Genomic DNA, 22,500 nt, shown 5'->3' on the forward strand with positions numbered 1-22,500 from the left:
ATGAAAGTCATATTATTTATAATCACGTTGCTTGTCAGTTTGGTTTTTGGAAGCTGTAACTCAGAGCCTACTTTACAAAAATACTTTGTTGAGAATACCGAAAACAAAGATTTTATTGCTTTGGACATTTCATCAAATATTTTGAATGTTGATAAAACCAAATTGACTGTTGCACAAAATGAAGCATTGCATTCTTTTGATAAAATGAATGTTTTGGCTTTCAAGTTGAATGAGAAAAACAAGGCTCAGTTTGAAGTAGAGCGTGCTAAAGTGAATTTAATTTTAAAAGATCCAAAATATCAGCAGTTGATGAAGTTTGGTTCAGGCAAACAAGGTGCTTCGGTAAGTTATGTGGGGACAGACGAGCATATCAATGAATTTGTGTTTTTTGCGAATAAAAACGATGCTGGTTTTGCAGTTATCCGAGTTTTGGGAAAAGACATGAATCCAACGAACATTATGAATATGATTTCGGTTTTGAAAGAATCCAAATTGGATTTGGAGCAATTAAAACCATTGCAGGAATTAATCAAGAAATAAGGTTGAATTTAATTTTAAAAAAGCGTTTCGATAGATTTCGAGACGCTTTTTTTATGTTTATTTCTGATTGGAATTTGAATTAATATTCCACAATTAAATTTCGCGAAGATACTCAAAGGAGGCACAAAGGTTCGAAAAGAAAAAAAGGATTATTTAAATTGTGTTTAAAACCTTTGTGAATCTCTATGAATTCTTCGCGTTTCTCTGTGAAATAAAATCTAATGCCTACTTTGGGCTAAATACGTTGCCCAATCGTTATGTGTGTTTAAGTTTTTTAGGATGCAGGAATCGGTTACTGTTATTGTTGTTATTTTGGAAGGAATTATTTTTTTGATTTCCAAATCCAATCTGTTGTTTTCATCGATTGGATTAAGTAAAAGTAAAGGTTCCCAAAATTCAAAATCTAGCTTTATCGGATGACCATTTTTACCTTCGAAATTTGGAAGTACAATTTGGTTTTGTTCTGCAATAATGTTCTGCAATTCTGTTGTGTTCAATATCGGAATGTCAATGGGATTAATTAATACCGATTTGTTTTTGGAAATTTGCCTCAAAACGGTTTGGAGTGTTGAGAAAGATCCAAGTTCAGGATTTTGGTTTATGAGAACTCTTACGTTTAAATTTTTATATGAAACAAAATGTAATTGTGCTTCTGTAAACCAAGCAATTTTATTTAAATATTCTTCGTAACGATAACCCAATCCGATATAAACTTCGGTTATTGTTGAAGTTGAAATTCGGTTCAATTGCTCCAAAATCCAATAGGTGTTTTGATATTCCAGCAAGCCTTTTGCAATGCCCATCCTCTGTGATTTGCCGCCGGCCAACAATACAAATACTGTATTATTTTTCATAATAAACTTTCAGTAATTCGGAGGCGACGCTTATGGCAATTTCTTTGGGAGAATTACCACCCAAATCCAATCCTATCGGACAATGAACTGGTTTGATCCCGGGTTCAAAATTCAATTCGTTTATCAATAAGTTGTTGAATTTGTTTTTCTTGGTTTTGCTACCAATTAATCCAATATATTTGGTTTGTTCGTGAAGTGCCAAAGCTGTAATTTCAAAATCCAGTTTGTGGTCGTGTGTCAAAATAACAACGTAACAATTCGGTCCCCAGTTTATTGTTTGTTTATAAAGGTCAAAAGGAATGGCACTGTAAGTAACCGTTTGGTCAATTTCGATAGTTTCTCTCCAATCTTCCCGAGTGTCAAGAAGAGTAATAGCGAAAGGTGTGTCTTTTAAAACCTCGCATATGGCAACACCTATATGTCCAGCTCCAAAAAGGTATAATTCTGGGGATTGATTCATGGGTTCAATAATTAATTCTACTTTTCCTCCGCAACATTGTTCAAATTCGGGGCCTAAAGTATAACTGGTTTCAAAAATTTTATTTTCTCTAATGGCGCGAACAGCTTCATCTATTACCTGAAATTCTAATTTTCCGCCTCCAATCGTTCCATATATTTCTTTTTGTGGCGTGACAATCATTTTTGAAGCTACTTTACATGGAGCCGAACCAAGAATTTTAGTAACGGTAACAAGTGCAACAGGTTTCTTTTTGTTTTTAAAATCTTGTAATAGTTCAATCCAATTGTTCATTAAAAATAAGTATTCGTTTGGGATTTTAATTTGTCAATCAGTTATACAAGATCGTAATCACTTAAAGGCAAGTTGTAATACCGCTTTCCTGTTAGTTTGAAGATTGCATTGATTATGGCCGGGGCAATTACCGGAACGCCAGGTTCGCCTACACCTGTTGGTCTTTCTGAGCTTTCTACAATTTCTACGTGAACTTTTGGTATTTCATTCATACGAATCATTCTGTAGTCACTGTAACTGTTTTGTTCAATAGCTCCATCCTTAGCTGTGATTTTACCGTAATAGGCTAATGACATTCCGAAAACAGCAGCACCTTCCAATTGAGATTTTATGGTGTCCTTATTAACTGCTATTCCGCAATCAATAACAGTATGAACATTATGTACTTTTACTTTGTCATCAACCATTGAAACTTCGACAACGGAAGCTACATAGGAATAAAAACTATAATGAACCGCTATTCCGTGCACATGCCCTTTGGGTAATGGTTTCCCCCAATTGGCATTTTTTGCTGCCATTTTCAAAACATTTTTGAGGCGAGCTGTATTGTATTTTATGGGGTCTTTGGTGTCTTCTATTCGATCGTCACCAATTAATTTTAGTCTAAATTCTAATGGATCCTGTTTGGCGGCATGTGCCAATTCATCGGCAAAAACATTGATGGAAAATCCATGTAGAATATTAATCACCGAACGCATCCATCCAATTCTAACCATTGCAGGGGCTTGACCTGATTCAACTTTGAAATTTTTTATGGCAAAAGGAACGTCAGCAGCACTGGAGGCTTCCCATCCGGCAGGATAATCGGTGCCTGGTTTAAAGGTGGACATTATTGAGGGAAATGCAGAGCGGTGCAACCAACCTGTAACATTGCCTTGCGGATCCAGCGAAGCTTTCATGTATTGTGAACTTACGGTATGATAATAACCATGTTTTATGTCGTCTTCCCTTGACCAAACCACTTGTACAGGTGCATTGATGGCTTTGGAAACCATAGCCGCTTCTACAATATAGTCGGGTTTTGATTTTCGTCCAAAACCACCACCAAGGAAAGTGACATTTATAGTAACTTTATCTAGCGCGGTTCCCAAATAATTAGAAACTTCCTCTCTGGCAGATTGTGGAGATTGAGTTGGTGCCCAAACTTCACAAGTGTCCCCTTGAACCCAAGCTACCGCATTGGGAACTTCCATCGGGGCATGCGCCAAGTGAGGTAATTGAAAAGTACTTTCGATAACTTTAGCAGCTTCGCTAAAAGCTTTGTTTACATCTCCAATTTCTTTTTCAACTTTGCCTGCTTTATGAACTCTTTCGGTTAATTCGGCCATGTATTTCTCGGAATCATAACCTTCGTTTTTGCCATAATTCCATTGTATTTCAAGAGCTTCTTTTCCTTTAAATGCGGCCCAAGTATTCGAAGCAATAACCGCAACGCCACCAAGTGGACCGAAAGGTTTTTCGATTCTTGGAATTTCGATTACATCTTGTACACCACGAATTTTCATGGCTGCTGTTTTGTTAAAAGATTTGACAGTTCCAAAAGTAACGGGGCATCTTGCTATGGCAACTATTTTCATGTTGGGTAAGCGTTTGTCAATACCATAAACAGCACTTCCGTTTGCAAAATCTTTAACATCAACACTTTTTAGCGTTTTACCAATATATTTGAAATCTTTAGGGTTTTTATAACTAATGGTTGTTGGAACTGGCAAAGTTTTTACTATTTCTACCAATTCTCCAAAGCCTATTTTTTTTCCGCTGGAATGAATAATAAAATGGTTCTTGGCCGTACATTCACTTTCGGGAACTTGCCATTTTTTTGCGGCAGCGGTTATAAGCATCATTCGAGTCATGGCACCCATTGTTCGCATGGTGTCGTAAAAATCGGCTACACTTCTGGAGCCATCGGTGTTTTGGTCACCATATTTGGCGTCTCCTGTGGCTTGTTTTACTGAGACTCTATTCCAATCGGCTTCCATTTCATCAGCAACTACAGAGGTCAAGGAAGTTCTTACTCCATTACCCATTTCGGAGCGAGCAGCAATTATAATAAGACTTCCGTCCGAATTTAATTGTACAAAGAGATTAGGATTAAATTCAGTTACAGTTCCCGATTCGGTATCTTGAGAGAATAAAGTGTAATTACAGGCTAAGATTAATCCACCAGACGCTAATCCCATGTTCTTGATAAAAGCCCTGCGACTTATGTTTTGAATTTCATTCATGACTAGCGTTGTTTTTTAAGTTCTACGGTATGTTTAATGGCATTTTTGATACGCTGGTAAGTGCCACAGCGGCAAATATTACCACTCATGGCATCGTCAATATCAGTATCCGAAGGGTTTTTATTAGAATTGAGTAGAGAAGTGGCCGTTATTAATTGTCCAGGTTGACAATAGCCGCATTGGGGCACGTTGAATTCTTCCCATGATTTTTGTAATAATTGCAAATTTTCCGCTGTACCCTCAATAGTTATAATGTTTTTGCCGACAACCGTTGAAACAGGAGTCAAGCATGAATAGGTAGCGACATTGTCAACTAATACTTTGCAAGCGCCGCAAGCACCAATGCCGCATCCAAATTTGGTCCCAGTAAGACCGATGATGTCTCTTATAGCCCAAAGTAAAGGCATTTCTTGATCAACATCTATTGTGTATTTCTTCTTGTTTATGAGTAGTGTTGTCATTTGGATTTCAATTTTGCAATTAGGAAGTTGAAAGTTATGACTTTTTTTAAAATTTGTGTTTAAATTTTTTAAAGAAGATATGAGTTTGGGTTTAATGTAAAAAAAAACAGCAGCTATAAAGTTTTGATATAGCTACTGTTTTATGCTGAGTATTAAATGATTTCTAATAAATCGATTTCCTTATTAATTGATATCGTTCTTTGCTTTTGGAGGAAATTTGAGATAAACTGTATTTACCAAATAGCTTGTCAAAATATAATTTTGATTTTAGGTAATTTTTATTTTCATAATAGTAATTTCCAAGAGACTCATAGATTTCAACCGATTCATAGCCCTTGTCGGCAATTCGTTCATAGGTTTTTTGGACATCTACAAGTACATATTTTTGTTTACTTACACTATCATATCGAACGGTTTGCGAATTAGCAGTTATTGTAGCCAAAAGTATAAAGGCAAAGCTTAAAAATAGGGATAAATTGTATTTTGATGATTTTGCAGTTTTTTTCATGGACTAAATTTGTTTTGGTAGAAAGGGATTACTAATGTGTTTAATTTGAGTAAATTAACGTTTTTATTTGCTGTATATTGCATTAGAATAAAAAAAATAATTAAAAATTAACAATAATATTGATTTGCGCTTCCATGAAATTCCGCTTTGAAACCAAAAAGAGTATTAAAAAAGGGCTATATAAGCCTACTTTTTTAATACTCTTTTTGATTTTGTGACCACGGTGGGATTTGAACCCACACGCCCTTACGAGCACCACCCCCTCAAGATGGCAAGTCTACCGTTTCTCCACGTGGCCTTAAAAAATAAAAGGTCAAGTAATAAATTACTCGACCTTTTGTGACCCGACTGGGGCTCGAACCCAGGACCCCATCATTAAAAGTGATGTGCTCTACCAACTGAGCTATCGAGTCATTGCTTCAAGGAAAATATGTGTTGATCACTAAAATTGTGACCCGACTGGGGCTCGAACCCAGGACCCCATCATTAAAAGTGATGTGCTCTACCAACTGAGCTATCGAGTCATATTCTTTCCTTGAATGCGGGTGCAAATATAGGGACTTTTTTTTGAAGTTTCCAAGCAATTTTATTATAAATTTGTCTTTTTTAAACAAATAATCTTAATGCCTTAATTTGTAAGGGCTTATTCAAATGAAAAAAATTATATTATTAGGGTATATGGGTTGTGGGAAGTCTACAATCGCTCAAAAACTTTCTGGAATCGTCTCAATTCCGTATGTTGATCTCGATGAATATATCGAAAAAAACGAAAAAATGTCAATCAAACAGATTTTTGAAGATCATGGAGAAATCCATTTTAGAAAATTGGAACATACTTATTTTGTCGAATTATTGAATACTCCAGAGGAAATTATTATTGGACTAGGAGGAGGGACACCTTGCTATGCTAATAATCATGAATTGTTAATAGGGGATGAGGTGACTTCTATTTATTTGAAGGCATCGATAGATACGTTATTTAATAGATTGGTGTCTAATAAAAGCAAAAGGCCGCTTATTGCGGATAAAAGCGAAGAGGAAATGAAAGAGTTTATAGCCAAGCACCTTTTTGATAGGAGCTTTTATTACAACCATGCACAATATAAAGTGAATGTTGATGATAAATCAATCGAGGAAACGGTAAATGATATTTTAAATCTATTAGCTTAAACTGGCATAACTATCGCCATTCTTGTCGAAAACAACATCTACGTGTTCTAATAGGGAAGTAGAAAGTGATATTCCTTTAAAATCGGCTTTAATCGGAAATTTTTTGTGATTTCTGTCAACAAGGACAACGGTTTTGAACTTTTTTAAAGGAACATCCAAAAAATGCTTTACTGCATATATTAATGTAGTTCCAGAACTCAATACATCATCTACTAATATTAAGCCTTTATTGCTGTATTGTTCCTTCGTTAAGGAAGTAGTTATGGGTAATTCTGGTTTTTGTTTGCTGACATTGACTTCGCAAAGTGAAATTTTTATAGGAGAAATGGTAGACAAAACTTGAGCAATTTTTTCAGCAAAAACAAAACCATTTGTCGTAATTCCGGCAATCACAATTTCTTCTTCCTCTACAAAAGTTTCATAGATTTGGTAAGCTATTCTTTTGGTGGTGTGTTCAATTTGTTGATTGGTAAGAATAATATTTTTGCTCATGGCGTTTTGTTATTTTTTTCAAAGATAAAAAAGTTAGACGAATTTTATATGATTAAATCTGGTTTCAAAACTAAAAAGGGAAACTGAATATTTTAGTCTATTTCGTCTTCATCTTTTATTTCATTTCCAAATTCATCAATGTCTCTTCGGTCTTTTTTGGTGGGTCTTCCGGTTCCGTTTTTTCTGTAATGCTCTTTTGAAAGTTTTAATAATTCTAAGTGAGCATAGGCTTCGGCGGGAGTTTCATTTTTTCGATAAATATCAACAAGTTTGGCACCCACACGATTTTCAGGGATGTCAAGAACGGTAATAATTTGTGTGATTTGGTCTTTTCTAAAAGTGATTTTATCGGTAGGAAAAACTTCCTTCGAAGGTTTGGCAACCATACCATTTACGGTAATATGATTTTTTTTGCACGCTTCGGTTACCATATTTCTGGTTTTGTAATACCGAACACACCATAAATACTTATCTATTCTCATGAATTTTCTAAAATCGAAGTTAAATACTTTACAAAAGTAAATCATTAATGTATATTTGCGGCTTAAACTACACCTAATAATGAGCAAAATTAAGTTTTATTTTATTTTTTTGATAGCAGCAGTCGTTTTAATAAGTTCATGTAATAAAGATGATAATAATGTGCCTGTTACGCCTCCAAAACCTTACGCTGAACAGTATCCTATAGACATTGCTACTATTGAAAGTTATTTGAAAGCAAACTATATAACTGTTGTGAATAATCCGGGTGCTGTAAATGATCAGGATATTACAATTGCTGCTTTAGATGCAGACCATCCAACGTCAATTTGGGATCAAACAGTATACCCTTTAAAAAGCAGAAACGTAAATCTTCATGGTATTGTATATAAATTGTATTATTTAATATTGAGAGAAGGTACGGGTGAGTCTCCTTGCAATGTAGATGGTGTATTTACAGCTTATAGAGGTGAATATTTGGCAAGTGAAACAGCATCGGGTGTTACTACAATTACCTCGAAATTATTTCAGGAAGTAAAGTCTCCAAATACTATTTTTGAATTATACGGTACTATAAGAGGTTGGAAAGAAGTTTTTCCTCAATTAAAAAGTGGAACATCTACACCAAATGCTGACGGAACAGTTTCTTATAATGATTTTGGTGCTGCAGTAATGTTTATTCCTTCTGGTTTGGGGTATTACAGTAAAGAGCAGGTAGGTATTCCGGCTTATTCTCCGTTGGTTTTTAATGTTAAACTCTATGCTTTAAAAAGGTTAGATCAAGAAATCAACATTATAAATGGTGTGCCAGTTACAGATCCGGATGGCGTTAAGTCGTTTCAAGAGGATCGTGATGGAGATGGGTATATGTGGACTAAAAGTGAATTGCAAGATGGTGTAACTACAAATCCAGATGATACTGATGGTGATGGAACACCAGATTTCTTGGATTTTGATGATGATGGGGATAATTACGCTACAAAAGGTGAAATCAAAGATGCGAATGGAAATTATTATCTGTTTGAAAATATTCCTGATTGTTCAGGAAATACAGCCGATCCGAATAGGTTAAAAAGGTATTTGGATAAAGATTGTATCAAAATGAATCAATAATATATTAATCCCATCCATAACGAATGGGATTTTTTTTTTGATATATGTCTAGTCCTGAAATAGCAATACACAACAATAATCGTTATGAAAGAAAATGCTAATTAGTAAATCTCCCAATGTGATTAAGTATGTCCAATGAGGACTTATAAAATAAAAAACAGTAGTAAACCTGAGCTCACTACTGTCTAAAATTATGCTTTTATTTTTGTTAATCCTGTATTCCTTTTTCAGGATTAGATGTCTTTTAAATACTATTATTTACACTCATTTTAAAAGAGCTAATTCTATTGTCGTAGTATTTACTTCCATTTATCCAGCTTTTATACATTCTTAAAGTGGCTAGATTATTGTGGCTTGTTTGTGAGTTATATGAATTCAAAGACATGCCAAAAGAATAGCCTCCATAGTTTCTTTCTTCATAAAATATTGCGGTCACTTGTTGAAAACCTTGAGGGGAAAAACCTTGTGGTCCTACCGAAAGATTAATCGAAGATATTTTATCTTCAATGTTATTAATATATGCTGAATCTCCTATTCTAAGAATTGATAGATTAGGCTCTCTAATTGTATAATAAGGGAAAGGGACGTTTATTTCTACTTTATGTAGTAAAGTATTAGGATCGAAATCTGGATTGTCATACAAAGATAGTGTTATTAATGAGGCACCGGTAATTGAGGCTGTTTTATTGGTCGATGTAGCTTTTAGTGTTTTTATTTTAGTGTTTTTATTTATAAAATTCACCATAGTTTCACTATCTTTAAATAAATAAAGAATTTTGTCGCTTTCATCATAGTAAGAACTTGCTGTAAGATTTGTTTTAAAATAATCAGTTATTGTTTTTTCTTTTCCTTCTTGACCTTTGTCTAATGTAATATTTCCTTGTTTGTCTTCAGTAAAAGTAAAAGAATGTTTTGTTCCATCAATGGAAATTACATCTGTTTCTTTTTTAGAAACTTGATCTGAGTTTTCTTGATCACTTTCTGAGCATGCTACTAGAGAAAGTAATAATGTAATTGCAAATAATTTAATTAAATGTTTCATTTTGTTTTGTTATTATTTATAAGATTAATATTATGCAATGATATCATATTTTTTTTAAATAATCTAATTCCTATGTTTTTTTTTAGTCAATTTCTTTCTTTTTAGCAAAAAAATAAAAATGAACAAGAGTTATCGCTAATTATGGTAATGATAAAAACAAAGAAATCCCATTTCGTTGACCGAAAATGGGATTTCTTTGTTTTCTAATAATTGTATTCTAAGTTTTATACTAAAAAAATCCCATCTCATTTTTTACAACGAGGTGGGATTTTATATTTATAGAGAAAGATTACTTTCTTTTGATCACTCTTTCTACAGCTTCAACAATCGCTTGATTGTTTAGTTTGTATTTCTCCATTAATTGCTCTGGTGTTCCAGATTCTCCAAAGCTATCATTAACCGCTACAAACTCTTGTGGAGCTGGATGGTGTAATGCTAATACTCTAGAAACGCTTTCTCCAAGACCTCCAAGAATGTTATGCTCTTCGGCAGTAACGATACATTTGGTTTTTGCCAATGATTTTAGAATCGCTTCTTCGTCTAATGGTTTAATGGTGTGGATGTTGATTACTTCGGCAGAGATTCCTTTTGCTTCCAAAGCTTCAGCAGCAATAAGAGCTTCCCAAACCAAATGTCCTGTAGCAACAATTGTCACGTCAGTACCTTCGCTTAAAAGAATCGCTTTTCCAATTACGAATGGTTCGTCAGCAGGCATGAAATTAGGCACAACCGGGCGTCCAAAACGCAAGTAAGCTGGACCATGGTGGTCAGCAAGGGCTAATGTAGCCGCTTTTGTTTGGTTGTAATCACAAGTGTTGATTACAGTCATTCCTGGTAACATTTTCATTAATCCAATGTCTTCCAAGATTTGGTGTGTAGCTCCATCTTCTCCAAGAGTTAATCCTGCGTGAGAAGCACAAATTTTCACATTTTTATCTGAATAAGCAACAGATTGACGAATTTGGTCATAAACTCTTCCTGTAGAAAAGTTAGCAAAAGTTCCTGTGAAAGGAATTTTCCCTCCAATAGTTAATCCTGCTGCAATTCCGATCATGTTTGCTTCTGCAATTCCAATTTGGAAAAAACGCTCTGGGTGATTTTTCTTGAAATCATCAAATTTCAATGATCCAATTAAATCAGCACAAAGTGCCACTACGTTTTCATTCTTTTGACCCAATTCAGTCATTCCCGCTCCAAAACCGGAACGAGTATCTTTACTTCCTGTATTTGTATATTTTTTCATTTCTTAATTTAAAAAGTTGAATGCATTCATTACTGAATACTGAAATCTGAATACTGCAAACTATTAATAGTCTTGTTCGCCACCTCTATTATAGTTTTGAGCTAGAGCATTTTCAAGTTGAGCATCATTTGGCGCTTTTCCGTGCCATGCGTGAGTGTTCATCATAAAATCTACACCGTTACCCATTTCGGTATGCAATAATACACAAACAGGTTTTCCTTTTCCGGTTCTAGATTTAGCATCTGTCATGCCAGCAATAATTGCTTCAAGATCATTTCCTTCTGTAATTTCAAGAACGTCCCAATCAAAAGCTTCAAATTTAGCACGGATACTTCCCATACATAAAACTTCGTCGGTAGTGCCATCAATTTGTTTTCCGTTAAGGTCGATAGTAGCAATAAGATTATCTACTTTTTTTGCAGATGCATACATAATTGCTTCCCAGTTTTGACCTTCCTGTAATTCACCATCACCGTGTAGTGTATAAATAATATGGTTATCACCGTTTAGCTTTTTAGCCTGTGCAGCACCAATTCCTACAGATAATCCTTGTCCTAATGAACCAGAAGCCATACGAATACCAGGTAATCCTTCATGTGTTGTTGGGTGTCCTTGCAAACGAGAGTTCAATAATCTGAAAGTAGCCAATTCCTTTATTGGGAAATAACCGCTTCTTGCCAAAACGCTGTAAAATACAGGTGAAATATGTCCGTTCGAAAGGAAGAATAAATCTTCTCCAATTCCGTCCATGTCAAATCCTTTTTTGCGATCCATAAGGTTTTGGTACAAGGCCACTAAAAATTCGGTACATCCAAGAGACCCTCCTGGGTGACCTGAATTAACAGCGTGAACCATACGAAGAATGTCTCTTCTTACTTGGATAGTTAAATCGTTTAATTGTTGTGTGTTAGGCTTCATTTTGTGTGTAAAAGTTAAACTGCTGCAAAAGTAATTTTTATTTTGGCGTAAGACAAATGATTTCAAGTACAATTTCAATGATAAAGGCAATTTTAATTACAATTTCAACTATTGCCTTGTGTGAAGTAGAAGAGATAAAATTTAAAATCTACAATCTAAAATCTGTAATCCGACTTCATCTGGGCGTGCCACCATAAGAAAAAGGGGCTGACTAATAGTATCGATTAGTCGCCCCTTTTTCTTATGCTGTCGGGCTATCCGCGCTACTTCGGTAGCTAGCTTTTATCCCTCACGCAATCGTTAAGCCAGATATTTAGTGATTAAAAACGAATTGATTTATATTTTATTCTGTAGGCCACTCCATCCGCCGCCATTATGGACATCAGTATATCCGTGTGTTTTCAGGATACTTTTGGCTGATGCGCTTCGCATACCCGATGCGCAACAGGTAATGATGGTTTTATTTTTGTCTTTCAATTGAGTCAAACTGTTTTTTAAAACATCAACAGGAATGTTTATGGAATCTTTGATGTGACCGCCAGCATATTCCCCTTTGCTTCGTACATCTAGGATAATGGCACCTTTTTTCACAAGATCTGCATAATCTACAGTTGTCCCGAAACCGAATATTTTTTTTAGTTTATTTAGCATTTTATTTTTTATTTGGATTGATAATAATTGACGTCAAGCCATGAGCCTCCATTGTAGCAGTCGATTTCTTTTTGAGAAAGATAATGCTGCGCTTGTCCGCTTCGGTTTCCGGAGGCACAACAAAGAACCAAGGGTGATTTTAGGTTCTGGATTTCTTCAAATCGCTCTTGAACTTCATTCAGTGGGATATTAATTGACCCAACAACGTGACCTCCGCTGTATTCCTCTCGCGTTCGTACATCTACAATCGTGCATCGTTTTTCTTTAATTATATTTTCTAATGTCATAGTGTTTGCTTTAAAGTGTATTGTTTATATAATGCAAAATTACAACAGAAATTAAGGATGTACAGTAACTTTTGTTACACAAGTTTTTTTATCCAATCTTTCATCAGATTTTCAGGTTAGATGTCTCAAATATTATTTATAGGCGTGAATAGATTGTCCTACAAGTTTCCAATCGCCATTTATTTTTTCAAGTAATCGAATTTCATGCGAAAAGGTTTTCTTACCATCTTTCGCAATCGATACTTCATCATGACTGACCCAAGCATTATCGTCATGAATACTCATTTTATAATTTGTATTTATGGAGGTACCACCACTGGAGTTTGCAATCGGTTTGATAATGTTTTCAGCAGGAATATCTAACGTTTTACCATCAACAGTCGAAATCAAAATTTTGCTATAAGGCTGAATGTGCCAGCATGCAGCATGTGTTTTACTGTCGCCCAATCTCCAACTGGAAGATTCTTTCTCAAGGAGACTTTTAATGGCTTGCGCATCATCTGTTTTTGAATTACAACTCAGTAAAATTAAACTCGGTATAAGATACAGGACTAATTTCAATTTCATGATAGTGTGGTTTTTGGTTATTAGAGTCGGAAAGATACGTTTTGTCTAAATTAAATACTAAAACATTTTTAATTTCGTAATTACCTAATAAGTATTTAAATTTTGACTGTCATGAATCCGGTTTTCATTCATCGGAAGGAAAATTTTTTGATGCGGGTTTTAAATTAGACTATCTTTGCCGACTGATAAAAAGCCTATATGAAGTTTGATTTACTAAAAACAGATCCGCAATCGAAAGCTCGTGCGGGAAGTATTACTACCGATCACGGTGTTATTGAAACGCCTATTTTTATGCCTGTTGGAACGGTTGCATCAGTAAAAGGGGTGCATCAACGGGAATTGAAGGAAGAAATAAACCCAGATATTATTCTTGGAAATACATACCATTTGTATTTGCGTCCACAAACCGAAATTCTTGAAAAAGCGGGTGGATTGCATAAATTCATGAATTGGGATCGTAATATTTTGACCGATTCCGGAGGATATCAAGTGTATTCCCTTTCGGCAAACCGAAAAATTAAGGAAGAAGGAGTAAAATTCAAATCACATATTGATGGTTCGTATCACTTTTTTACGCCAGAGAATGTGATGGAAATTCAGCGTACCATTGGGGCAGATATTATTATGGCTTTTGATGAGTGTACGCCTTATCCATGTGATTATCGTTACGCTCAACGCTCAATGCACATGACACACCGTTGGTTGGATCGTTGTATCAACCATTTAGAAAAAGTGCCAGTAAAGTATGGTTATGACCAAACTTTTTTCCCAATTATTCAAGGAAGTACTTATAAGGATTTGAGAAGACAATCGGCAGAATATATTGCCAATTCCAACCAACAAGGAAATGCGATTGGTGGACTTTCGGTAGGGGAGCCTGCAGAAGAAATGTATGCCATGACCGAAGTGGTTTGTGAAATTCTACCTGAAGACAAACCTCGTTATTTGATGGGAGTGGGAACGCCAATCAATATTCTGGAGAATATCGCTCTTGGAATCGACATGTTTGACTGTGTGATGCCTACGCGTAACGCCAGAAACGGAATGTTATTTACGGCCAACGGAACGATCAATATCAAGAATAAAAAATGGGAAGCCGATTTTTCTCCATTGGATGAAATGGGATATACATTTGTAGATACGGAATATACCAAAGCGTATTTGCGTCACTTGTTTGCTGCCAATGAATATTTGGGGAAACAAATTGCCACAATCCACAATCTAGGTTTTTATATGTGGTTGGTTCGTGAGGCCAGAAAACATATCTTAGCAGGCGATTTTAAACCATGGAAAGAAATGATGGTAAAAAATATGAGCCAAAGATTATAAAAGAAGTTTAAAAGTTTAAGTGTTTAAAAGTTTAAAGTTCTCTCGAAACTCCTAAACTATCTTAAACTCTTAAACCATATTTAAACCTTTAAACACAAAAGAATGCTAACAATAATAGACAAATACATTTTAAAAAGATATTTAGCCACTTTTGCGGTGATGCTTTTGTTATTTGCTCCTATTGGGATGATTATTGATATATCCGAGAAGATCAATAAAATGATTGAGAATAAAGTGCCGGTTTTAAAAATCGCCATTTATTACTATCATTTTACGATTTACTTTATGAATAACCTCTTCCCGATATTTTTGTTTATATCGGTGATTTGGTTTACCTCAAAATTAGCAAATGACACAGAGATTATTGCCATTCTGAGCTCTGGAATTTCATTTACTCGATTCATGAGGCCTTATATTATTGGGGCTTCCATCGTATCTGTTATCGTTTTGCTTATGGGGTTTTGGGTTATTCCCGTATCAAGTGAGGGTTACAATAATTTCCGGTACACCTATCTGCGGAATGATGGGAAGGCGCTCATGCGGGGTGATAATACAGATGTTTACAGACAGATAAGCGATAATGAGTTTATCTATGTAAATAGCTTTAATAATGAGTCTCAAATGGCTTATAATTTTTCATTGGAGCGATTTAAAAAAGAGAAATTAGAATATAAAATCACGGCCAGCAGAATCAAATGGAATCCTAAAGAAAAGAATTATTCTTTGTTTGATTATACCAAAAGAATCGTTGGGAAAGAAGGGGATGTGATCGAAAAAGCACCGGAAAAGAAGATGAAGTTCAGTTTTGATCTGGAGGATTTGGCGCCGGTGGTTTATATTGCCGAGACTCTAAGTCTTGGTGATTTGAAAGCTTTTATCGACAAGGAAAGAAAACGTGGTTCATCCAATATCAATGTTTATTTGGTTGTTTTGTATAAAAAATTCAGTGTTCCTGTTTCAGCATTTATATTGACTATTATAGCTGTTTCCGTGTCTTCGATGAAACGAAGAGGAGGGATGGGAGTCAATTTGGCCATTGGAATTGCCGTGGCATTTTCATTTGTCTTTTTTGATAAGATATTTGGTGTCTTGGCCGAAAAATCTGCATTTTCGCCACTCCTGGCTGTTTGGTTACCCAACATTGTTTTTGGAATATTAGCTGTTTATTTATTACGAAATGCGAAACGATAATTTAAGAAGTTACCTTAATCTACATTTAATTGTTTTTATTTGGGGATTTACAGCAATTTTAGGGGCATTAATTACGATACAGTCTCAATTTTTAGTTTGGTATAGAATGTTTTTTGCGGCAATATTTATTGCTGTTTTTCTTGCTGTCAAAAAGAAATCATTTAAAGTTGCTCCCAAGTCATTAGTTAAATTCATAATTGTTGGTCTTTTGATAGCACTGCATTGGATTTTCTTTTTTGAAGCGATAAAAGTCTCAACTGTATCCATAACCTTGTCTGTTTTTTCATTGGGTGCATTTTTTGCCTCCTTGTTGGAACCTTTATTTTACGGTCGAAAAGTACTTTGGTATGAGGTTTTCTTTGGACTGATTATCATTGCGGGTTTAGGATTAATCATGCAGGTGGAGATTAATTACTGGAGCGGTATGTTATTGGCATTGGTTTCCATAATATTGGGAGTATTATTTACTTTAATAAATGGAAAGTTAATCGCAGATCATGACCCATCGGTGATTTCATTTTATGAATTCTTAGCCGGTTTTATTTTTATTTCAATCTATTTTTTATTTCAAGGTTCTTTCAATGCAGATTTTTTTGTGTTATCTGCCAAAAACTGGATTTTGATTTTGATTTTGGCATCCATTTGCACCGCTTATGCTTTTACGGCTTCGGTAAAAGTAATGCGACAATTATCACCATACACGGTTATGTTAACGACTAATTTAGAGCCTGTTTACGGTATTGTACTGGCTTTTTTTATCATTGGCGGAAAAGAAAAAATGAGTACGGAATTTTATATTGGAGCCGTTGTAATTGTAATTACGGTGCTCTTAAACGGTATTATAAAACATTATAGAAAAGAAGATGAATTGTAAGATTTTTAATTGCCGTAACACCTATTTTTTCTACTTGAATAAAAAAATAAGTGTATAACGATATTAAATTTTATATTTGCAGTTCCAAATCGAAAAATTAAAAACAATAATAAATACGCACAAATCCTATGGAATATTTAGATTTTGAGCTTCCAATAAAAGAACTTGAGGAACAATTAGATAAATGTGTTGTTATTGGTTTAGAATCGGATGTTGATGTTACCAATACTTGTAAACAAATCAACAAAAAATTAGAGGAGACCAAGAAACAGATTTATAAAAACTTAACTGCTTGGCAACGTGTGCAGTTATCAAGACATCCAAGCAGACCTTATACTTTGGATCATATCAAAGGGATTTGCGGAGATACTTTTCTGGAACTTCATGGGGATAGAGGTTTTAAGGATGATAAAGCCATGATTGGTGGTTTAGGAAAAATTGGAGGACAATCTTTTATGATTGTTGGACAGCAAAAAGGATTCAATACCAAAACGCGTCAGTATAGAAATTTTGGGATGGCAAATCCTGAAGGATATAGAAAAGCATTGCGTTTGATGAAAATGGCAGAGAAATTTAATATCCCTGTAGTTACTTTAATTGACACTCCGGGTGCTTATCCAGGTTTGGAAGCGGAAGAACGCGGACAAGGTGAAGCTATCGCAAGAAATATTTTTGAAATGGTTCGTTTGAAAGTGCCAATCATAACTATTATAGTTGGTGAAGGAGCATCAGGTGGAGCATTGGGAATTGGTGTTGGAGACCGTGTTTATATGTTGGAAAACACATGGTATTCTGTAATTTCACCAGAATCTTGTTCATCAATTTTATGGAAAAGTTGGGATTTCAAAGAGCAAGCTGCCGAAGCCTTGAAATTGACTTCTGCCGATATGAAAAAACAAAAATTAGTTGACGATATTATTCCAGAACCATTAGGTGGAGCTCATTATGACAGAGAGACTACTTTTACTACAGTTGAGCAATATATCATAAAAGGATATAATGAATTGAAAGACTTATCAACAGAGGAATTAATCGCTCAGAGAATGGATAAATACTGTAAAATGGGAGAGTTCAAAGAATAAACCGCCATTTTTAAGACCTTAATCCGAAGCCTTACAGTTTCGGATTTTTTTTTGGTTATAAACAAAAAATAGGTATTTATAAACAATAAATTATAATAACTCAATTGTGATTTTTTTTTAATTTTAGTTACTTTCGCTACATGGAAAATTTCAAAAATATAAGTCCGGTTAAAGTGGACAAAACAACAATTATTAACCTAGAAAAAGGAAAATTACCACCACAAGCATTAGATTTAGAAGAAGCAGTGCTTGGGGCAATGATGATTGATAAAAAAGGGGTAGATGATGTAATTGATATTCTGCAAGCTGATGCATTTTACAAAGATGCTCACAAATATATTTTTGAGGCCATTGTTCAATTATTCAATGACACACAACCAATCGATTTGTTGACCGTTTCGGCACAACTTCGAAAAACTGCTAAATTAGATCTTGCTGGAGGTGATTTTTATTTAATTCAGCTTACGCAAAAGATTTCCTCATCGGCACATATTGAATTTCACTCCAGAATTATTCTGCAAAAATTTATTCAACGTAGTTTAATCCGCATTTCATCTGAAATTATTGAAGATTCCTATGATGAAACTACCGATGTATTTGATTTGTTGGATAAAGCCGAATCTAAACTTTATGAAGTAACTCAAGGAAATATCAAACGTAGTTCCGAAACTGCTCAGAGTTTAGTTTTGCAAGCTAAGAAACGTATCGAAGAAATTGCAGGTCAAGAAGGACTAAGTGGTGTTGCCACTGGTTTTGATAAACTGGATAAATTAACTTCGGGCTGGCAGCCAAGTGATTTAATTATTATTGCGGCGAGACCTGCGATGGGAAAAACTGCTTTTGTATTGTCTATGGCTAGAAATATAGCTATCGATTTTGGGCATCCAGTTGCTTTGTTTTCCTTAGAGATGGCATCCGTACAATTGATTACCAGGTTGATTTCTTCTGAAACAGGTCTGTCTTCCGAGAAGTTACGTACTGGAAAGTTAGAAAAGCACGAGTGGGAGCAGCTTAGTACCAAAGTTAAGAACTTAGAAAAAGCGCCACTTTATATTGATGATACACCTTCTTTATCCATTTTTGATTTACGTGCAAAAGCACGACGTTTGGTGTCGCAACATGGTATAAAAATTATCATCATTGATTATTTGCAGTTGATGACTGCCGGTGGAAACGGAAAAGGTGGAGGAAACAGAGAGCAGGAAATTTCTACAATCTCCCGAAATTTAAAGGCATTGGCGAAAGAGTTGAATATTCCGGTGATTGCACTTTCACAATTATCTCGTGCTGTTGAAACTCGTGGTTCTAGTAAAAGACCTTTGCTTTCGGATCTTCGTGAATCTGGAGCGATTGAGCAGGATGCGGATATCGTTTCATTTTTATACCGTCCTGAATATTACAAAATTGATGAATGGGATGATGAAGAAGCCTCTCCAACTGCTGGTCAAGCAGAGATTATGATTGCCAAACATAGAAATGGTGGTATTGAAAATGTTCGTTTGAAATTTATTGGTCATTTAGGTCGATTTGACAATCTAGAAGATTACAGTGGTGGTTACGATGATTTACCATCCAGTATGAATCATGATGAAAATTCATTTATTACCAAAAATCTTCCGTCCGCAAATGAGGCTTTCGGAAGCAATTTTAATAATGATGACGATGATGATGGTGATGTTCCTTTTTAAAATTTAAAGATCGTATTTCACAACAAAAGAGAATATTTTATGAAGATAAGATATTCTTTTTTTTTATGCTTTAATTTTTGCTTATATGATTCTAGTTTACAGTAATTTAAGTTTTTTTATTCTTCTCAAATAAGAATTTTTACTATGTTTGTGCTAATAAAAAACATTTAATTTTATTAGGAAAATAGCTAAATATGGTTATATTTGTCGTTTAAAGTTATATAAAAACAGATAAAGTGCGTGTTTATTTATTTATAATAAGATAAATAGTGTAAAATTTCATCAAAGCGATAAGGAAGTTAATCATACTTACAATAAAAAGAAGATGGAAAAGAAATTAGAATTTGATAATTTAGATATTTTCCTGAAAAACAAGCAATTATCGGCGGTAATTCGTACACTAGAGTCGGATAGAAAGCGAATTGCACAGGAATTACATGACGATATATGTTCAAAATTGAATGTGATTTCGTTGAATTGCCATCTTCTGAAGATTCCTAATTTACCTGCAAAAGAGATTGAAGAAATCACCAAAAACATTATTGAATACACCTCAAAAGCTTTGAATAGTTCAAAAAAAATGACGCATAGTTTGCTTCCACCGGTATTGGATAAATTTGGTCTTCATGCTGGAATTGAAGAATTATGTGCTCAGTTAATTGACGATATTGCTATTGATATTCAATACGAGAATAATTTAAAGTTTGATTTTAAAGAGAACGATAATCATATTCATGTTTTTAGAATTCTACAGGAGTTATTTACCAATTCGATAGAACATGGGAGGGCAACTTCAATATCTGTTTTTTTTGAGGAAATTGATGGAAAAAGAACATGTAAGTATTCAGATAACGGAATCGGTTTTGATTTAAATCAATTGGAAAATCATAAGGGTCTTGGAATGAAAAATGTGGTAAGTAGAGTAGCTATTTTAGAGGGAAGCCTCTCGATTGAATCGCAAATGAATAATGGAATTTCAGTGATTTTTAATTTCTAAATTATGAAGGAAACTATAAAAATAATTTTAGCTGATGATGAAGTTCTATTCAGAAAAGGAATTTCTTTTTTATTATCTAGAGAAGAAAATATTGAAGTGATTTTTGAAGCTTCGGATGGTATTGAATTAATTGATTTTCTAAAAGGGGATAACCCTAAGCCCGATATTGTGATTATGGATTTGAAAATGCCATTGCTTAATGGGATAGAGGCCACTAAAATTATCCATAGAGATTTTTCGGATATAAAAATCATTGCCTTGACGAGTTATGATTCAAAATCGTTTATAGCCAATATGATTGATGTGGGAGCTGTTTCTTATTTGGTTAAAAATGCCACTCCTCAGGAATTATTTGCAACCATAAATGAAGTAGCCACAAAAGGATTTTATTATTCAGAATATGTGATGGACATCATTCAAAATGATTTGATTACCAATAAAAAAACCAAGTGCAGTTTTGATACCGGATTTATAACTTCTCGTGAACTAGAAGTATTACAACTTATTTGCAAGCAAAAAAGCACGATAGAAATTGGTGAAAAACTATTTATTAGTCCAAGAACTGTAGAAGGTCACAGAAATAATTTGTTGCTTAAGACAGAATCCAAAAACATTGCAGGATTGGTCGTCTATGCTATTCAAAATGCCATTGTATCTTTGGATATTTAATAGACTGAATGTTAAAAATATTTTTTTGCACGATTATAAAAGATAAAAGAAGTACTTTAATTCCTTCCAGTTATCTTTGCTTTAAAAATAGTTTTCAATGATGTGCAAAAGGATTCTTTTTATATTTATTTTTCTATTATCGATTTCCTCGAGGGCTTCTTTTATTTTGTTGCCAATGGACGAAACTACGCAGCAAAATCACCTGAAAGCGTATGGAATTACCTATTGGTGTTTAGCCAAAAACTACAAAGCCAGTTGGTTACTTAATTACCGTGGAGGTTCTTTTTTATTACCCGATGCTGAAGAAATTAGAAAAGAATGCCAAATACGAGGTGTTAGTTTTGAAGTCATTTCGGATGCTGAGGAGACATCTATTTTGAATGAGATTTCAAGTCCTTCGCAGAATATGGAAGCTGTTATACTAGAAAAAGCTCCCAAAATTGCAGTTTATACCCCCAAAGGAAAGCAGCCTTGGGATGACGCCGTTACTTTAGTATTGACGTATGCTGAAATTCCTTTTACACCCATTTACGATGAAGAAGTTTTAAGTGATCAATTATTGCTTTATGATTGGCTGCACTTGCATCATGAGGATTATACTGGACAGTATGGAAAGTTTTATGCAGCTTACAAAAATATTCCTTGGTACATAGATCAAAAGAGAGATGCTGAGGCTTTGGCGAAGAAATTAGGTTACGAAAAAGTATCTCAGGAAAAAGGGGCAGTTGCCAAAAAAATTAGAGATTTTGTAATTGGAGGCGGATTTTTGTTCGCAATGTGTTCTGCAACCGATAGCTTTGATATTGCTTTGGCGGCAGATGGTGTTGATATTTGCGAATCCATGTTTGACGGTGATCCCAGCGAAGCCAATTATCAGTCCAAACTGAATTTTAATAATACTTTTGCTTTCAAGAATTTCACTCTGGAGCGAAGACCAGAGCAATATGAGTTTTCGGATATTGATATGACCTTAAAAAGAAAGGTACCAATGGATAAGGATTATTTTACTTTGATGGAATATTCGGCCAAATGGGATTTTATTCCAAGTATGTTGTGTCAAAATCATACACAATTAATCAAAGGGTTTATGGGGCAAACGACTTCATTTGATCCAGAACTGATAAAATCGAATGTTTTGGTTATGGGAACTTGTGAGCTGAATGGTGAAGCACGATACATACACGGTGAAAAAGGAAAAGGAATGTTTACTTTTTATGGAGGACATGATCCAGAGGATTACCAGCATCAAGTTGGCGATCCAGCTACAGTTTTGGATTTGCATCCCAATTCTCCAGGCTATCGATTAATTTTGAATAACGTTTTGTTTCCTGCAGCCAGAAAGAAAAAGCAGAAAACATAGAAAAATAA

At 34.6% G+C, this 22,500-nt stretch carries 24 protein-coding genes and 3 tRNA genes; 11 read left to right on the top strand and 16 right to left on the bottom strand.

Features of this window, described 5'->3' with window-relative positions:
• Nucleotides 1-540, top strand: coding sequence for a DUF4252 domain-containing protein (locus C8C85_RS13195; RefSeq protein ID WP_116797478.1), 540 nt, complete (start codon nt 1-3; stop codon nt 538-540).
• A gap of 218 nt (nt 541-758) precedes the next feature.
• Here the strand turns inward: C8C85_RS13195 and C8C85_RS13200 are convergent, their stop codons facing one another.
• From C8C85_RS13200 to C8C85_RS13235, 8 genes are all read right to left on the bottom strand, one after another.
• The gene (locus C8C85_RS13200) at nt 759-1,394 is read right to left on the bottom strand and encodes an NTP transferase domain-containing protein (protein ID WP_116797479.1); all 636 of its coding nucleotides are present in this window, start codon (nt 1,392-1,394) and stop codon (nt 759-761) included.
• Entirely contained in the window at nt 1,384-2,145 is a 762-nt protein-coding gene (gene xdhC, locus C8C85_RS13205; protein WP_116797480.1) for a xanthine dehydrogenase accessory protein XdhC, read from the bottom strand. Before xdhC ends, C8C85_RS13200 begins: the two co-directional genes overlap by 11 nt.
• Before the next feature lie 41 nt (nt 2,146-2,186).
• Nucleotides 2,187-4,370 carry a xanthine dehydrogenase family protein molybdopterin-binding subunit gene (locus C8C85_RS13210; protein WP_116797481.1) on the bottom strand — a complete coding sequence of 728 codons (2,184 nt, stop codon included), beginning with the start codon at nt 4,368-4,370 and terminating at the stop codon, nt 2,187-2,189.
• A gap of 2 nt (nt 4,371-4,372) precedes the next feature.
• On the bottom strand, nt 4,373-4,831 hold the full coding sequence (locus C8C85_RS13215) for a (2Fe-2S)-binding protein (protein ID WP_116797482.1): 459 nt from the start codon (nt 4,829-4,831) through the stop codon (nt 4,373-4,375).
• 163 nt (nt 4,832-4,994) lie between these two features.
• Entirely contained in the window at nt 4,995-5,339 is a 345-nt protein-coding gene (locus tag C8C85_RS13220) for a hypothetical protein (RefSeq protein WP_116797483.1), read from the bottom strand.
• Between the two features lie 215 nt (nt 5,340-5,554).
• Nucleotides 5,555-5,637 (bottom strand) — tRNA-Leu (locus C8C85_RS13225).
• A gap of 42 nt (nt 5,638-5,679) precedes the next feature.
• A tRNA-Lys gene (locus tag C8C85_RS13230) sits at nt 5,680-5,752 on the bottom strand.
• A gap of 38 nt (nt 5,753-5,790) precedes the next feature.
• Nucleotides 5,791-5,863, bottom strand: a tRNA-Lys gene (locus C8C85_RS13235).
• A gap of 127 nt (nt 5,864-5,990) precedes the next feature.
• Between C8C85_RS13235 and C8C85_RS13240 the strand changes: the two genes are divergently transcribed.
• On the top strand, nt 5,991-6,509 hold the full coding sequence (locus C8C85_RS13240; protein ID WP_116797484.1) for a shikimate kinase: 519 nt from the start codon (nt 5,991-5,993) through the stop codon (nt 6,507-6,509).
• Here the strand turns inward: C8C85_RS13240 and C8C85_RS13245 are convergent.
• Together C8C85_RS13245 and C8C85_RS13250 are read right to left on the bottom strand one after the other, a co-directional pair.
• A complete protein-coding gene (locus C8C85_RS13245; RefSeq protein ID WP_116797485.1) occupies nt 6,501-7,001 on the bottom strand; it encodes a phosphoribosyltransferase family protein in 501 nt (166 codons plus the stop codon). The two genes, C8C85_RS13240 and C8C85_RS13245, sit on opposite strands and share 9 nt — an antisense overlap.
• A 92-nt stretch (nt 7,002-7,093) precedes the next feature.
• Nucleotides 7,094-7,483, bottom strand: a complete 390-nt coding sequence (locus C8C85_RS13250) for an RNA-binding S4 domain-containing protein (protein WP_116797486.1) — start codon at nt 7,481-7,483, stop codon at nt 7,094-7,096.
• Between the two features lie 79 nt (nt 7,484-7,562).
• Here C8C85_RS13250 and C8C85_RS13255 point away from each other — a divergent pair, with 79 nt between their 5' ends.
• Nucleotides 7,563-8,594, top strand: a complete 1,032-nt coding sequence (locus C8C85_RS13255; protein ID WP_116797487.1) for an FKBP-type peptidyl-prolyl cis-trans isomerase — start codon at nt 7,563-7,565, stop codon at nt 8,592-8,594.
• Between the two features lie 244 nt (nt 8,595-8,838).
• Here C8C85_RS13255 and C8C85_RS13260 read toward each other — a convergent pair whose 3' ends face one another.
• From C8C85_RS13260 to C8C85_RS13285, 6 genes are all read right to left on the bottom strand, one after another.
• Complete coding sequence (locus C8C85_RS13260) at nt 8,839-9,636, bottom strand: hypothetical protein (RefSeq protein WP_116797488.1); 798 nt, start codon at nt 9,634-9,636, stop codon at nt 8,839-8,841.
• A gap of 289 nt (nt 9,637-9,925) precedes the next feature.
• On the bottom strand, nt 9,926-10,879 hold the full coding sequence (locus C8C85_RS13265; protein WP_116797489.1) for a transketolase family protein: 954 nt from the start codon (nt 10,877-10,879) through the stop codon (nt 9,926-9,928).
• A gap of 63 nt (nt 10,880-10,942) precedes the next feature.
• The gene (locus C8C85_RS13270) at nt 10,943-11,797 is read right to left on the bottom strand and encodes a transketolase (protein ID WP_116797490.1); all 855 of its coding nucleotides are present in this window, start codon (nt 11,795-11,797) and stop codon (nt 10,943-10,945) included.
• Between the two features lie 336 nt (nt 11,798-12,133).
• The gene (locus tag C8C85_RS13275) at nt 12,134-12,448 is read right to left on the bottom strand and encodes a rhodanese-like domain-containing protein (protein ID WP_116797491.1); all 315 of its coding nucleotides are present in this window, start codon (nt 12,446-12,448) and stop codon (nt 12,134-12,136) included.
• An 8-nt stretch (nt 12,449-12,456) separates the two neighbouring features.
• The gene (locus tag C8C85_RS13280) at nt 12,457-12,735 is read right to left on the bottom strand and encodes a rhodanese-like domain-containing protein (protein WP_116797492.1); all 279 of its coding nucleotides are present in this window, start codon (nt 12,733-12,735) and stop codon (nt 12,457-12,459) included.
• A gap of 132 nt (nt 12,736-12,867) precedes the next feature.
• Nucleotides 12,868-13,302, bottom strand: coding sequence for an endo-arabinase (locus C8C85_RS13285; RefSeq protein ID WP_116797493.1), 435 nt, complete (start codon nt 13,300-13,302; stop codon nt 12,868-12,870).
• A gap of 198 nt (nt 13,303-13,500) precedes the next feature.
• Here C8C85_RS13285 and tgt point away from each other — a divergent pair, with 198 nt between their 5' ends.
• The 8 genes from tgt (at nt 13,501) to C8C85_RS13325 (ending at nt 22,492) form a co-directional block, all read left to right on the top strand.
• Complete coding sequence (gene tgt, locus C8C85_RS13290; protein ID WP_116797494.1) at nt 13,501-14,631, top strand: tRNA guanosine(34) transglycosylase Tgt; 1,131 nt, start codon at nt 13,501-13,503, stop codon at nt 14,629-14,631.
• Nucleotides 14,632-14,733: 102 nt separating this feature from the next.
• The gene (locus C8C85_RS13295; protein ID WP_116797495.1) at nt 14,734-15,822 is read left to right on the top strand and encodes an LptF/LptG family permease; all 1,089 of its coding nucleotides are present in this window, start codon (nt 14,734-14,736) and stop codon (nt 15,820-15,822) included.
• Nucleotides 15,809-16,696, top strand: a complete 888-nt coding sequence (locus tag C8C85_RS13300; protein ID WP_116797496.1) for a DMT family transporter — start codon at nt 15,809-15,811, stop codon at nt 16,694-16,696. Before C8C85_RS13295 ends, C8C85_RS13300 begins: the two co-directional genes overlap by 14 nt.
• A gap of 128 nt (nt 16,697-16,824) precedes the next feature.
• The gene (locus C8C85_RS13305; RefSeq protein ID WP_116797497.1) at nt 16,825-17,778 is read left to right on the top strand and encodes an acetyl-CoA carboxylase carboxyltransferase subunit alpha; all 954 of its coding nucleotides are present in this window, start codon (nt 16,825-16,827) and stop codon (nt 17,776-17,778) included.
• Nucleotides 17,779-17,918: 140 nt separating this feature from the next.
• Complete coding sequence (gene dnaB / locus C8C85_RS13310) at nt 17,919-19,466, top strand: replicative DNA helicase (protein ID WP_116797498.1); 1,548 nt, start codon at nt 17,919-17,921, stop codon at nt 19,464-19,466.
• A gap of 325 nt (nt 19,467-19,791) precedes the next feature.
• Nucleotides 19,792-20,463, top strand: a complete 672-nt coding sequence (locus C8C85_RS13315) for a sensor histidine kinase (protein ID WP_116797499.1) — start codon at nt 19,792-19,794, stop codon at nt 20,461-20,463.
• A gap of 3 nt (nt 20,464-20,466) precedes the next feature.
• Nucleotides 20,467-21,132, top strand: coding sequence for a response regulator transcription factor (locus C8C85_RS13320; protein WP_116797500.1), 666 nt, complete (start codon nt 20,467-20,469; stop codon nt 21,130-21,132).
• Between the two features lie 100 nt (nt 21,133-21,232).
• Nucleotides 21,233-22,492 (top strand): asparagine synthetase B, encoded by a 1,260-nt coding sequence (locus tag C8C85_RS13325; protein WP_116797501.1) that lies wholly within the window; start codon nt 21,233-21,235, stop codon nt 22,490-22,492.
• Nucleotides 22,493-22,500: the final 8 nt, after the last annotated feature.

This window comes from Flavobacterium sp. 103, assembly GCF_003096795.1.
In the GTDB taxonomy this organism is placed as follows: Bacteria; Bacteroidota; Bacteroidia; order Flavobacteriales; family Flavobacteriaceae; genus Flavobacterium.

What these genes read in the sequence shown, in the direction of transcription:
- C8C85_RS13195 (WP_116797478.1), top strand. Translation starts at nt 1, where the DNA reads ATGAAAGTCATATTATTTATAATCACGTTGCTTGTCAGTTTGGTTTTT.
- C8C85_RS13200 (WP_116797479.1), bottom strand. Translation starts at nt 1,394, where the DNA reads ATGAAAAATAATACAGTATTTGTATTGTTGGCCGGCGGCAAATCACAG.
- xdhC (WP_116797480.1), bottom strand. Translation starts at nt 2,145, where the DNA reads ATGAACAATTGGATTGAACTATTACAAGATTTTAAAAACAAAAAGAAA.
- C8C85_RS13210 (WP_116797481.1), bottom strand. Translation starts at nt 4,370, where the DNA reads ATGAATGAAATTCAAAACATAAGTCGCAGGGCTTTTATCAAGAACATG.
- C8C85_RS13215 (WP_116797482.1), bottom strand. Translation starts at nt 4,831, where the DNA reads ATGACAACACTACTCATAAACAAGAAGAAATACACAATAGATGTTGAT.
- C8C85_RS13220 (WP_116797483.1), bottom strand. Translation starts at nt 5,339, where the DNA reads ATGAAAAAAACTGCAAAATCATCAAAATACAATTTATCCCTATTTTTA.
- C8C85_RS13240 (WP_116797484.1), top strand. Translation starts at nt 5,991, where the DNA reads ATGAAAAAAATTATATTATTAGGGTATATGGGTTGTGGGAAGTCTACA.
- C8C85_RS13245 (WP_116797485.1), bottom strand. Translation starts at nt 7,001, where the DNA reads ATGAGCAAAAATATTATTCTTACCAATCAACAAATTGAACACACCACC.
- C8C85_RS13250 (WP_116797486.1), bottom strand. Translation starts at nt 7,483, where the DNA reads ATGAGAATAGATAAGTATTTATGGTGTGTTCGGTATTACAAAACCAGA.
- C8C85_RS13255 (WP_116797487.1), top strand. Translation starts at nt 7,563, where the DNA reads ATGAGCAAAATTAAGTTTTATTTTATTTTTTTGATAGCAGCAGTCGTT.
- C8C85_RS13260 (WP_116797488.1), bottom strand. Translation starts at nt 9,636, where the DNA reads ATGAAACATTTAATTAAATTATTTGCAATTACATTATTACTTTCTCTA.
- C8C85_RS13265 (WP_116797489.1), bottom strand. Translation starts at nt 10,879, where the DNA reads ATGAAAAAATATACAAATACAGGAAGTAAAGATACTCGTTCCGGTTTT.
- C8C85_RS13270 (WP_116797490.1), bottom strand. Translation starts at nt 11,797, where the DNA reads ATGAAGCCTAACACACAACAATTAAACGATTTAACTATCCAAGTAAGA.
- C8C85_RS13275 (WP_116797491.1), bottom strand. Translation starts at nt 12,448, where the DNA reads ATGCTAAATAAACTAAAAAAAATATTCGGTTTCGGGACAACTGTAGAT.
- C8C85_RS13280 (WP_116797492.1), bottom strand. Translation starts at nt 12,735, where the DNA reads ATGACATTAGAAAATATAATTAAAGAAAAACGATGCACGATTGTAGAT.
- C8C85_RS13285 (WP_116797493.1), bottom strand. Translation starts at nt 13,302, where the DNA reads ATGAAATTGAAATTAGTCCTGTATCTTATACCGAGTTTAATTTTACTG.
- tgt (WP_116797494.1), top strand. Translation starts at nt 13,501, where the DNA reads ATGAAGTTTGATTTACTAAAAACAGATCCGCAATCGAAAGCTCGTGCG.
- C8C85_RS13295 (WP_116797495.1), top strand. Translation starts at nt 14,734, where the DNA reads ATGCTAACAATAATAGACAAATACATTTTAAAAAGATATTTAGCCACT.
- C8C85_RS13300 (WP_116797496.1), top strand. Translation starts at nt 15,809, where the DNA reads ATGCGAAACGATAATTTAAGAAGTTACCTTAATCTACATTTAATTGTT.
- C8C85_RS13305 (WP_116797497.1), top strand. Translation starts at nt 16,825, where the DNA reads ATGGAATATTTAGATTTTGAGCTTCCAATAAAAGAACTTGAGGAACAA.
- dnaB (WP_116797498.1), top strand. Translation starts at nt 17,919, where the DNA reads ATGGAAAATTTCAAAAATATAAGTCCGGTTAAAGTGGACAAAACAACA.
- C8C85_RS13315 (WP_116797499.1), top strand. Translation starts at nt 19,792, where the DNA reads ATGGAAAAGAAATTAGAATTTGATAATTTAGATATTTTCCTGAAAAAC.
- C8C85_RS13320 (WP_116797500.1), top strand. Translation starts at nt 20,467, where the DNA reads ATGAAGGAAACTATAAAAATAATTTTAGCTGATGATGAAGTTCTATTC.
- C8C85_RS13325 (WP_116797501.1), top strand. Translation starts at nt 21,233, where the DNA reads ATGTGCAAAAGGATTCTTTTTATATTTATTTTTCTATTATCGATTTCC.